Raw genomic sequence first — 10,497 nt, forward strand, 5'->3', positions numbered from 1 at the left:
GGGCATTTTTTATGTGTAATTTCCTATGACCTTACCCGCTATCGCACAAGCCGTTTCACCGTACCGCCAGCTGCTGGTGGGGTTTAGCGGTGGCCTGGATTCTACCGTTCTGCTTCATCGTTTGAAGCTCTGGCGCGATCGGGAGCCTGACGTTCAGCTTCGGGCGGTACATATCCACCACGGATTGAGTTCTCATGCCGATGCCTGGGTGGCGCACTGTGAGGCGCAGTGTGCCGCGTGGGCGATCCCGTTCATTGCTGAGCGCGTCACGCTTCAGGACGAAGGGCTGGGGATTGAGGCACAAGCACGTAAAGCGCGTTATGCCGCTTTTGCCAGCGTAATACAGCCAGGCGAAGCGCTGGTTACGGCTCAGCATCTGGATGACCAGTGCGAAACCTTTTTGCTGGCGCTAAAACGGGGCAGCGGGCCGGCGGGGCTTTCTGCCATGCCCGAACGTGCTGAATTTTCCGGGACGACATTACTTCGTCCGCTGTTGGGTGAGACACGTGCGTCGCTGGAAGCCTGGGCACGGGAATATCAGCTGAACTGGATTGAAGATGAGAGCAATCAGGATGACAGCTACGACCGTAATTTTCTGCGTCTGCATGTCCTCCCGCTTTTGAGCGAGCGCTGGCCGCATTTTGCTGACGCGACAGCAAGAAGCGCCATGCTGTGCGCCGAACAGGAAGCATTGCTGGATGAGTTGTTGAGTGAAGAGCTGGCTGAACTGATCTCTGAAGACGGAGCGCTGGCGATCGCGCCGCTGGAAGCGATGAGCCCGGTGCGTCGGGCGGCACTGCTACGACGCTGGCTGGCCACTCATCGCGCCGCGATGCCATCGCGGGCAATGCTGACCCGTATCTGGGACGAAGTTGCTCAGTCGCGTGAGGATGCGTCCCCGTGCGTACATATGAATGGTTTTGATGTAAGGCGCTATAAAGGGAAGCTCTGGTGGATAAAATCTACCCCCTCTTTTAGCGATGTCGTACTCAACTGGTCGTCACCCGAATTACCGCTGATATTGCCCTGTGATGCAGGACGAGTCTCTCTGGTACCGTCTGGCCATGTGCGCCTACCGGAGCCTGGTGAACAGATCTCCGTGCGCTTTAAGGCTGGCGGCATGCTGCATATCGTCGGGCGAAACGGGGGGCGGAAGCTGAAGAAAATATGGCAGGAGTGTAACGTGCCACCGTGGCTGCGCGATACCACACCACTCCTTTTCTACGGCGAAACGCTGATTGCTGCTGCAGGGGTTTTCATCACGGAAGAGGGATGGGCAGAAGAGGGTGTTAGTTTTGCATGGCAGAAAGCGTAACGGGCAGTTTGACTGCCCGTTAGTATGATTAGGACTCGCTCACCACAACGGTGCCGATTTGTGGGTGGCTGAAGCTGGCTATTTTGTCCAGACGCAACTCACGCGTCGCACCGGCATCTTCCACGATCAGATATTCCACATTCTTACGCGAAACCAGATCGCTGGCTTTCGCCTTCAACACTTCGCCATCTTTTAGCTCCAGCGTCAGTATTAAATGATGCTGGCAGGCGAGTTCGAGGTTGTCATAGTCATCACAATTGATGGGTTGATAAGTATCATTCATCGACATAATCGCTCACCAGTAAATTCGCCGCAGCATACGCTGCTTTCTCCCTGACCGACTCTGAAAGGCTCTCATCAGAGGCCACTTCATTAAGCACTTTCAATACACAGCCCAACGCGTCCGGGACATACCCCAGATCCCCGCTGGCGATTTCCGCATACCGTTTGCGAATTAACTCACAATAATTATTCACATCCCCTCCCGCCAGCGCACTGACTTACTGTGAGATATCATTAAGCCTACGAAGATAAACTCGGTTTAGCAAGGTGACTATACCATACTCATTTAAGCAATATCAGAGCCTTGATAGTGGTGTATTTATCACCCAGTAACAGCCTTTTGCCGCTGTTTTCGCTACAATGTGCGCCTGATTAGAATGGAGTTCTCTCATGGCGCTGAAAGCGACAATTTATAAAGCAGTGGTCAATGTGGCCGATCTTGATCGCAACCAGTTCCTGGATGCGTCGCTTACTCTGGCACGCCACCCCTCAGAAACTCAGGAACGCATGATGCTGCGCCTGCTGGCGTGGATTAAGTATGCTGACGAGCGACTGCAATTTACCCGAGGCTTAAGCGCAGAGGACGAGCCAGAAGCCTGGCTGCGCAACGATCATCTGGGTATCGATCTGTGGATTGAACTTGGCCTGCCGGATGAACGTCGTATTAAAAAGGCCTGCACTCAGTCTGCTGAAGTCGCGTTATTTGCGTATAATCAGCGTGCTGCGGAGATCTGGTGGCAGCAAAATAAGAGCAAATGCAGGCAGTTTGCCAATCTTACCGTCTGGTATCTGGATGATGAGCAACTGGCGCAGTTGAGTGCCTTTGCCAGCCGGACCATGATCCTGCAGGCGACGATTCAGGATGGCGCAATCTGGCTCTCTGATTCTCAGAATAATCTGGAAATTCATTTGACGGCGTGGCAACCCGCCTCATGATCGTCTTATCCCGAAACGTCAGCATTCCTGACAATGAGCTGGAGATCACCGCCATTCGTGCTCAGGGGGCAGGGGGACAGCACGTCAATAAGGCTTCTACGGCTATCCACTTGCGTTTTGACATTCGGGCCTCAAGCCTGCCAGAGTATTATAAAGAAAGCCTGCTTGCTGCCAGCCATCACCTGATCACCGGCGATGGCGTGATGGTGATCAAAGCTCAGGAATACCGCAGCCAGGAGCTCAACCGGGAAGCGGCCATCGCCAGGCTAGTGGCGGTAATCAAAGAATTAACAGCGGTACAAAAGAGCCGCCGGGCAACGCGGCCTACTCGCGCATCGAAAGAGCGTCGGCTGTCGTCGAAGGCCCAAAAATCCACAGTGAAAGCACTACGCGGTAAAGTTCGTCGCCCCATGGAGTGACGAAAGGGAACACAATTTTCAGAAGGAATTCATTGTGAAAAAAGCATTATTATCAGCGCTGGCAGTGAGTACGCTGTTTGCGCTTTTCGGGTGTAACAACCGTTCTGAAACGCAGGTTTTGCAGCCCGCGCAGAATGAAGAGTTAAAGCCCATGCAGCAGAGCTGGCGCGGCGTATTGCCTTGTGCAGACTGTGAGGGCATTGAAACGTCTCTGTTCCTGCAAAAAGACGGTACCTGGGTGATGAATCAGCGGTATCAGGGCGCGAAAGAACCGTCTTCTTTTGCGACTTACGGGACATGGGCGCGTACGGCTGAGAAGTTGGTCCTGACGGATACCACAGGTGAGAAAACCTATTTCCGCGCTAAAGGCGAGGGGATGGAGATGCTCGACCGCGAAGGTAATCCGATTGAGTCCCAGTTCAACTACACGCTGGCACCGGTAAAGGCGGCCCTGCCTGCCACGCCGATGGCAATGCGGGGCATGTATTTCTATATGGCTGATGCGGCGATCTTTACCGACTGCGCAACAGGCAGAAAAGTCAGCGTGGCGAACAACGCACAGCTTGAGCGTGATTACGCTGTTGCACGCGGTAATGACAGTAAGCCGGTATTGCTGACGGTCGACGGTCACTTTACGCTGGAGCCAAACCCGGATAGCGGAGAGATGGTGAAAACGCTGGTAGCAGATAAAGACGCGAAGTTTGTCGCGGGTAAAGACTGCAACAGCAAGTAAGCCGACATAGCCCCATTAAAAAACCCCGCCGGAGCGGGGTTTTTTGTTTCTTAACCTTTAATGGCTTTCACCAGGTAATCAAGAATGTCGCCGGTCTTGATCATCTGTTTCTCGCCGTTACGACGGTATTTGTATTCAATTTCGTCGCTGTCGAGGTTACGGTCGCCGATGACGATGGTATGTGGGATACCGATCAGTTCCATATCAGCAAACATCACACCTGGACGCTCTTTACGGTCATCCATCAGCACTTCGATACCCTGAGCGCGCAGCTCAGCGTACAGCTTCTCAGCCAGTTCCTGCACGCGGTAAGACTTGTGCATGTTCATTGGCAGAATCGCGACCTGGAACGGTGCAATGTTGTCCGGCCAGACGATACCACGCTCGTCATAGTTCTGCTCAATCGCTGCGGCCACAACACGTGTTACCCCGATACCGTAGCAACCCATGGTCAGGATCTGGTTACGACCATCTTCGCCCTGAACGGCAGCGTTCATCGCACGAGAGTATTTATCACCCAACTGGAAGATGTGACCGACTTCGATGCCGCGTTTGATCATCAGCGTACCCTGTCCGTCCGGGCTTGGGTCGCCAGCAACGACGTTACGGATGTCAGCCACTTCAGGTGTCGCCACATCGCGATCCCAGTTGATGCCGAAGTAATGTTTACCGTCGATGTTGGCACCTGCAGAGAAGTCGCTCATTGCCGCTACCGTACGGTCAATAACAACAGGCACAGACATGTTTACCGGACCCAGAGAGCCAGGACCAGCATTGACCACAGCGCGGATTTCAGCTTCTGTAGCGAACGTCAGCGGGCTGGCAACCTGCGGCAGCTTCTCTGCTTTCACTTCGTTAAGCTCGTGATCGCCACGCACCAGCAGTGCAACCAGCGGATAAGCGCTGCCTTCGGTGGATTTCACCAGCAGCGTTTTCACTGTCTTTTCGATTGGCAGATTGAACTGCTCAACCAGCTCGGCAATGGTTTTTGCGTTTGGCGTATCAACCAGCGTCATCTCTTGTGTTGCAGCTGCACGTGGCTCTTTTGGTGCCAGCGCTTCTGCAAATTCGATGTTTGCCGCGTAATCTGAGGAGTCAGAGAAGATCACATCGTCTTCACCGCTCTGCGCCAGTACCTGGAACTCATGGGATGCGCTACCACCGATGGAGCCGGTATCAGCCTGCACAGCACGGAAATCCAGGCCCATACGGGAGAAGATTTTGCTGTAAGCCTCGTACATTTTGTCGTAGGTCTCTTGCAGAGATTCCTGAGAGGTATGGAAAGAGTAGGCATCTTTCATCAGGAATTCGCGAGAGCGCATGACGCCGAAACGTGGGCGAACTTCGTCACGGAATTTGGTCTGGATCTGGAAGAAGTTCAGCGGCAGCTGTTTGTAAGAGCTCAGCTCATTACGAATCAGGTCGGTAATGACTTCTTCATGCGTTGGGCCGAGGACAAACGGACGATCGCCTCGATCGGCAATACGCAGCAGTTCCGGACCGTACTGCTCCCAGCGACCACTCTCCTGCCACAGCTCAGAGGGCTGAACAACCGGCATTAACACCTCGATAGCACCGGCGTTGTTCATCTCTTCACGCACGATGTTTTCGACTTTTTTCAGGACGCGCACGCCGGTCGGCAGCCAGGTGTATAACCCGGAGGCCAGCTTGCGGATCATCCCGGCGCGCAGCATCAGCTGATGGCTGATCACTTCGGCGTCGGCAGGCGTCTCCTTCAGAGTGGAGAGCAGATATTGGCTAGTACGCATGTTGTTACGGTTCCGTTTCGACTAGTGAGACAGGCTGAAAGGTCAACCTGACACAAAAAAAGTGGTTTAGTTTACCAGTGTGGCAAAGATGCCAAAAGAGAGGAGATTAAAATTACCTGGGTTCCAGGGCAAACACTTCAAAACCTGCCTGTGTGACGCGCCAGCGAACGTTAAAATCCAGCAGCCAGACAGCGTAGGTTTTCCCGGCTTCCTCTTCTTTGCGATAAGCGGGACGGGGGTCCTGCGCCAGAACTTCGGTGATGAAATTCTGCAAACGAGGATAGTGTTTCTCCAGTTGACTCAGCTGAGTTACTATCTCAGGCGTAAAATATACAGGCATGTCCGCCTGGGGGGCATCCTGAGCATAACTTGCGCGCGCGTCCGGGAGAGCTTCGGCGAAAGGCAAATAGGGTTTGATGTCGATAACCGGTGTGCCATCCACAAGATCAAGACTGCCTAACTCGAGTATCACCTGATCCTTCTGGCAACGTATACCCTTCAGTTCGACCAGCGACATTCCAACCGGGTTTGGACGGAAGGTCGAACGCGTCGCAAACACCCCCATTCTCGCATTTCCACCAAGCCGGGGTGGGCGTACGGTTGGACGCCAGCCACCTTCCATCGTCTGGTGAAACACAAATACCACCCATAAATGGCTGAAAGCGTCGAGTCCGCGTACCGCATCGGCCTGATTGTAAGGTGCAATCAGGTGAAGTTCACCGCTTCCGCTGGTGACAAGACCGGGCTGGCGAGGTACGGCGAACTTCTCTTTATAGGGCGAGCGGATAACGCCTATTTGCTCGAACTGAAATGCACTCATTTCGCCGTAATATTCAGCGCAGAACCGATGCATACTGCCTGACGGTAGCAGCCCGGTGTACCGCTGGTCACTTCGCAGCTGTGCAGCAGAACAGCGTTAGCTTTCATTTTTGCGGCATTGATCTGCATGCGTTTACGCGCTGTCGGGATATTCGGTGGAGAGTCCTGGTTGGTCGCCTGGCAGGACTCACCGCTCACTTCACCCAGTTCACGGAACGGTTTACCGACGAGCTCATCAGCCTTAGTGATAATGCGAACCGGTGCAGGACGAACCACTTTCGGTTTCGCAGGCTCTGTTTTTGGCGGGGTTGCCGTGCTTTGAACAGGTTCAACGGGAGATCTGCTTAGCATAGAACAGCCGCTCAACATGAGTGCTAAAAGACAGATCGGTAAAGCACGCATAATAGTTCCTCAATGGATAATCAAAACGTCAGATATTGAATCAGTTGACTGCACAAATGACAAGACGGGCATAAGCCCGTCCTGATGATATTACACTGAGGTGAGATTACCAGCCTTTAACAGCGCCACCGTTAAACACTTTGTTCGCTTCCTGGTAAACTTCATCAGACTGATAGGCCTGAACGAACTTCTTCACGTTTTCCGCGTCTTTATTGTCTTCGCGAGTCACGATCAGGTTAACGTACGGGGAGTCTTTATCTTCAACGAAGATACCGTCTTTGGCTGGCGTCAGGCCAATCTGGCTGGCGTAAGTGGTGTTGATAACGGCCAGGGCAATCTGCGCATCGTCAAGAGAACGTGGCAGCTGTGGTGCTTCCAGCTCAACAATTTTCAGATTTTTCGGGTTTTCAGTGACATCCAGAACGGTTGGCAGCAGGCCAACACCGTCTTTCAGTTTGATCAGACCCACTTTCTGCAACAGCAGGAGAGAGCGTCCAAGGTTGGTTGGGTCGTTAGGCACGGCAACCTGAGAACCTGGCTGCAGTTCGTCCAAAGATTTAATTTTCTTGGAGTAACCCGCAATTGGGTAAACGAAGGTGTTACCCACACCAACCAGTTTATATCCACGATCTTTGATCTGCTGATCCAGGTACGGTTTATGCTGGAAGGCGTTAGCATCGATATCGCCTTTGCTCAGCGCTTCGTTCGGCAGAACGTAATCGTTGAAGGTCACCAGCTCAACGTCCAGACCATATTTCTCTTTTGCGACTTTCTGAGCGACTTCAGCAACCTGTTGTTCTGCACCCACGATAACGCCCACTTTAATGTGGTTTGGATCTTTTTCGTCCTGACCGCAACCCACCAGTGCCAGAGAGCCGATTAGCGCGCCTACTGCTGCAAAGGTCTTTAATTTAAACGCCATGTTTTATCCTTAACTCGTAGAGTTTGTGTTGTGTGTAACGTTATTTGTGCGTAACAGCCCGGACGATGCGATCGCCAGAGAACTGGATTAAGTAAACCAACACAACCAGCAATACCAGAACGGTATTCATCACGGTAGCGTTATATCCAATATAGCCGTACTGGTAACCAATTTGGCCTAAACCGCCAGCGCCAACTGCACCCCCCATCGCGGAATAACCCACCAGGGTGATAAGCGTAATGGTAGCCGCGTTGACCAGCCCTGGCAGTGCTTCCGGCAGCAGCACCTTGCGTACGATCTGCATCGGTGTGGCACCCATTGCGCGGGAGGCTTCAATCAAACCTGTCGGGATCTCCAGCAGGGCGTTTTCAACCATACGCGCGATAAACGGCGCAGCGCCGACAGTCAGGGGAACGATGGCAGCTTGCAGACCGATAGAGGTACCGACAATCACGCGGGTGAATGGAATCATCCATACCAGCAGAATAATGAACGGGATAGAACGGAAGATATTCACCAGCGCAGAGAGTGTGCGGTATAGTTTCGCGTTCTCAATGATTTGCCCCGGACGTGTTACATACAGCAGCACGCCGACCGGGAGACCAATCACAAACCCAAAGAAGCCAGATACAAAGGTCATTGCCAGCGTTTCCCAAACGCCGCGAACCAGCAGCCACATCATCGGCTCAGACATAACCCAGTACCTCTACTTTTACGTGGTGTTCTTGCAGCCAGGCAATCGCGGCCTGGGTTTCTTCTTGTGTGCCGTGCATTTCTGTCAGCATGATGCCGAACTTCACGCCACCGGCGTAATCCATCTGCGCGCTGATGATATTGTTGTTCACGTTAAAGCGACGCGCGGTTTCGGAAAGCAGGGGAGCATCGACAGATTGGCCCGTGAACTCCATGCGCAGCATAGGGACGCTGTCTGCAGTGGGTTCAGTTTTCAAACGCTCCAGATAATCTTCCGGGATATCCAGATGCAGCGTGGACTGAATGAACTGCTGTGCCAGCGGTGTCTTCGGATGAGAGAACACTTCACTTACCGTATCCTGCTCAATCAGTTCGCCGTTGCTGATCACTGCGACGCAGTCACAGATGCGTTTCACCACGTCCATTTCATGCGTAATAAGGAGAATTGTCAGGCCCAGACGACGGTTAATGTCTTTCAGCAGTTCCAGAATTGAACGTGTAGTGGCGGGATCCAATGCGCTGGTGGCTTCATCACACAGCAGTACTTTTGGATTACTGGCCAGCGCGCGGGCAATGGCCACACGCTGTTTTTGCCCACCGGACAGATTGGCCGGGTAGCTATCATGTTTGTCGCCCAGACCCACGAGGTCGAGCAGTTCGATGACGCGACGCTTCACTTCTTCTTTTGGCGTGTTATCCAGCTCAAGCGGCAGGGCGACGTTGCCGAAAACGGTGCGGGAGGCCAGCAGGTTAAAGTGCTGGAAGATCATGCCAATCTGACGACGCGCTTTGGTGAGTTCTTTCTCTGAGAGGGCGGTAAGTTCCTGGCCGCCAACTTCTACGCTGCCCTGGGTTGGGCGCTCAAGCAGGTTAACACAACGAATCAGCGTGCTTTTACCTGCACCCGATGCGCCAATGACGCCATAAATTTGACCAGCAGGAACATGCAGGCTGACGTTGTTCAGCGCCTGAATGGTTCGGTTCCCCTGCTGGAACACTTTGGTGATATTGGAAAGTTTAATCATTAGATTATTTTTATCGTATGTAAGTTAGCCGTGGCATTTTCTTCTGCCATATACGGGTGATGACCGTAAACAAAACGGATGTTAAGGCATCCAGACGTCTAAATCAATCCAACTCTGTACGATGAGCACTTTATTGCGCTGCGATTCATGAGATACTAGCCGGACATGCCTTTTTCAGGAGCAAACCGGTGGCAAAATCAGTACCCGCAATTTTTCTCGATCGTGATGGCACTATTAATGTGGATCACGGTTATGTCCATGAGATTGATGAGTTCGAGTTTATCGAAGGCGTAATAGATGCAATGCGTCAGCTGAAAGAGATGGGCTATGCATTGGTGGTTGTCACCAACCAGTCTGGTATTGCTCGCGGCAAATTTACCGAAGCGCAGTTCGAAACGCTGACAGAATGGATGGACTGGTCGCTGGCCGATCGCGGTGTTGATCTCGACGGTATCTATTATTGTCCGCATCATCCGCAAGGTACCGTCGAAGAGTATCGCCAGACCTGCGACTGTCGTAAGCCTCACCCTGGCATGTTTATCTCTGCGCAGGAGTTTTTGCACATTGATATGGCTGCTTCTTATATGGTGGGCGATAAACTTGAAGACATGCAGGCGGCAACCGCAGCTGGCGTAGGCACCAAAATATTAGTACGCACCGGTAAGCCAGTGACGCCAGAAGCAGAGAATGCAGCGGATTGGGTGATTAATAGTCTGGCTGAACTGCCAAAAGAGATCAAAAAGCACCAAAAATAACCTTTTTGGTGAAAAGGTGAGCGGTTGGAATAAAAATGCATTTTTCCGCTTGTCATTCCTCGGCGGCCCCCTATAATGCGCCTCCATCGAAACGGCGGATGTGAATCACTTCACAAACAACCCGGTCGGTTGAAGAGAAAAAATCCTGAAATAACGGGTTGACTCTGAAAGAGGAAAGCGTAATATACGCCACCTCGCAACGGTGAGCTGAAAGCCGCGTTGCAACTGCTCTTTAACAATTTATCAGACAATCTGTGTGGGCACTCAAAGTGACATGGATTCTTAACGTCCTCGGACGAAAAATGAATACCAAGTCTCAACGAGTGAACACGTAATTCATTACGAAGTTTAATTCATTGAGCATCAAACTTTTAAATTGAAGAGTTTGATCATGGCTCAGATTGAACGCTGGCGGCAGGCCTAACAC

At 52.4% G+C, this 10,497-nt stretch carries 13 protein-coding genes; 5 read left to right on the plus strand and 8 right to left on the minus strand.

What is annotated here, in order from left to right; genetic code table 11:
• Positions 1-25 precede the first annotated feature (25 nt).
• On the plus strand, positions 26-1,315 hold the full coding sequence (tilS, locus tag JGF26_RS15655) for a tRNA lysidine(34) synthetase TilS (protein ID WP_134708325.1): 1,290 nt from the start codon (positions 26-28) through the stop codon (positions 1,313-1,315).
• A 28-nt stretch (positions 1,316-1,343) separates the two neighbouring features.
• On the opposite strand, the gene rof is transcribed toward tilS, so the two are convergent.
• Both rof and JGF26_RS15665 read right to left on the minus strand, forming a co-directional pair.
• On the minus strand, positions 1,344-1,604 hold the full coding sequence (gene rof, locus JGF26_RS15660; protein ID WP_014830722.1) for a Rho-binding antiterminator: 261 nt from the start codon (positions 1,602-1,604) through the stop codon (positions 1,344-1,346).
• Complete coding sequence (locus tag JGF26_RS15665) at positions 1,591-1,791, minus strand: YaeP family protein (RefSeq protein WP_008501889.1); 201 nt, start codon at positions 1,789-1,791, stop codon at positions 1,591-1,593. Before JGF26_RS15665 ends, rof begins: the two co-directional genes overlap by 14 nt.
• Positions 1,792-1,987: 196 nt before the next feature.
• Here JGF26_RS15665 and JGF26_RS15670 point away from each other — a divergent pair, with 196 nt between their 5' ends.
• From JGF26_RS15670 to nlpE, 3 genes are read left to right on the plus strand one after another with little or no spacing between them, the layout of a single operon-like run.
• Positions 1,988-2,533 (plus strand): YaeQ family protein, encoded by a 546-nt coding sequence (locus JGF26_RS15670; RefSeq protein ID WP_049005322.1) that lies wholly within the window; start codon positions 1,988-1,990, stop codon positions 2,531-2,533.
• A complete protein-coding gene (gene arfB / locus JGF26_RS15675) occupies positions 2,530-2,952 on the plus strand; it encodes an alternative ribosome rescue aminoacyl-tRNA hydrolase ArfB (RefSeq protein ID WP_134708326.1) in 423 nt (140 codons plus the stop codon). Before JGF26_RS15670 ends, arfB begins: the two co-directional genes overlap by 4 nt.
• 34 nt (positions 2,953-2,986) lie before the next feature.
• Positions 2,987-3,685 (plus strand): envelope stress response activation lipoprotein NlpE, encoded by a 699-nt coding sequence (nlpE, locus tag JGF26_RS15680; protein ID WP_134708327.1) that lies wholly within the window; start codon positions 2,987-2,989, stop codon positions 3,683-3,685.
• 50 nt (positions 3,686-3,735) lie between these two features.
• On the opposite strand, the gene proS is transcribed toward nlpE, so the two are convergent.
• The 6 genes from proS to metN form a co-directional block, all read right to left on the minus strand.
• Positions 3,736-5,454: a proline--tRNA ligase gene (proS, locus tag JGF26_RS15685; RefSeq protein WP_134708328.1), complete on the minus strand. Its 1,719-nt coding sequence runs from the start codon at positions 5,452-5,454 to the stop codon at positions 3,736-3,738.
• Between the two features lie 112 nt (positions 5,455-5,566).
• Positions 5,567-6,274 (minus strand): tRNA (N6-threonylcarbamoyladenosine(37)-N6)-methyltransferase TrmO, encoded by a 708-nt coding sequence (gene tsaA, locus JGF26_RS15690; protein WP_134708329.1) that lies wholly within the window; start codon positions 6,272-6,274, stop codon positions 5,567-5,569.
• On the minus strand, positions 6,271-6,675 hold the full coding sequence (gene rcsF / locus JGF26_RS15695; RefSeq protein WP_008501883.1) for an Rcs stress response system protein RcsF: 405 nt from the start codon (positions 6,673-6,675) through the stop codon (positions 6,271-6,273). Before rcsF ends, tsaA begins: the two co-directional genes overlap by 4 nt.
• 106 nt (positions 6,676-6,781) lie before the next feature.
• Positions 6,782-7,597, minus strand: a complete 816-nt coding sequence (metQ, locus tag JGF26_RS15700) for a methionine ABC transporter substrate-binding lipoprotein MetQ (protein WP_014168729.1) — start codon at positions 7,595-7,597, stop codon at positions 6,782-6,784.
• A gap of 40 nt (positions 7,598-7,637) precedes the next feature.
• Positions 7,638-8,291 (minus strand): methionine ABC transporter permease MetI, encoded by a 654-nt coding sequence (locus JGF26_RS15705; RefSeq protein ID WP_003856130.1) that lies wholly within the window; start codon positions 8,289-8,291, stop codon positions 7,638-7,640.
• Positions 8,284-9,315 carry a methionine ABC transporter ATP-binding protein MetN gene (gene metN / locus JGF26_RS15710; protein WP_028018280.1) on the minus strand — a complete coding sequence of 344 codons (1,032 nt, stop codon included), beginning with the start codon at positions 9,313-9,315 and terminating at the stop codon, positions 8,284-8,286. The genes JGF26_RS15705 and metN overlap by 8 nt, the downstream gene beginning before the upstream one ends.
• 188 nt (positions 9,316-9,503) lie before the next feature.
• On the opposite strand from metN, the gene gmhB reads away from it, so the two are divergent.
• Complete coding sequence (gmhB, locus tag JGF26_RS15715) at positions 9,504-10,070, plus strand: D-glycero-beta-D-manno-heptose 1,7-bisphosphate 7-phosphatase (protein WP_028018279.1); 567 nt, start codon at positions 9,504-9,506, stop codon at positions 10,068-10,070.
• Positions 10,071-10,497: the final 427 nt, after the last annotated feature.

This window comes from Enterobacter sp. E1 (assembly GCF_016809815.1).
In the GTDB taxonomy this organism is placed as follows: Bacteria; Pseudomonadota; Gammaproteobacteria; order Enterobacterales; family Enterobacteriaceae; genus Enterobacter; species Enterobacter adelaidei.

What these genes read in the sequence shown, in the direction of transcription:
- rcsF (WP_008501883.1), bottom strand. Translation starts at nt 6,675, where the DNA reads ATGCGTGCTTTACCGATCTGTCTTTTAGCACTCATGTTGAGCGGCTGT.
- JGF26_RS15670 (WP_049005322.1), top strand. Translation starts at nt 1,988, where the DNA reads ATGGCGCTGAAAGCGACAATTTATAAAGCAGTGGTCAATGTGGCCGAT.
- rof (WP_014830722.1), bottom strand. Translation starts at nt 1,604, where the DNA reads ATGTCGATGAATGATACTTATCAACCCATCAATTGTGATGACTATGAC.
- tilS (WP_134708325.1), top strand. Translation starts at nt 26, where the DNA reads ATGACCTTACCCGCTATCGCACAAGCCGTTTCACCGTACCGCCAGCTG.
- tsaA (WP_134708329.1), bottom strand. Translation starts at nt 6,274, where the DNA reads ATGAGTGCATTTCAGTTCGAGCAAATAGGCGTTATCCGCTCGCCCTAT.
- arfB (WP_134708326.1), top strand. Translation starts at nt 2,530, where the DNA reads ATGATCGTCTTATCCCGAAACGTCAGCATTCCTGACAATGAGCTGGAG.
- proS (WP_134708328.1), bottom strand. Translation starts at nt 5,454, where the DNA reads ATGCGTACTAGCCAATATCTGCTCTCCACTCTGAAGGAGACGCCTGCC.
- metQ (WP_014168729.1), bottom strand. Translation starts at nt 7,597, where the DNA reads ATGGCGTTTAAATTAAAGACCTTTGCAGCAGTAGGCGCGCTAATCGGC.
- metN (WP_028018280.1), bottom strand. Translation starts at nt 9,315, where the DNA reads ATGATTAAACTTTCCAATATCACCAAAGTGTTCCAGCAGGGGAACCGA.
- JGF26_RS15705 (WP_003856130.1), bottom strand. Translation starts at nt 8,291, where the DNA reads ATGTCTGAGCCGATGATGTGGCTGCTGGTTCGCGGCGTTTGGGAAACG.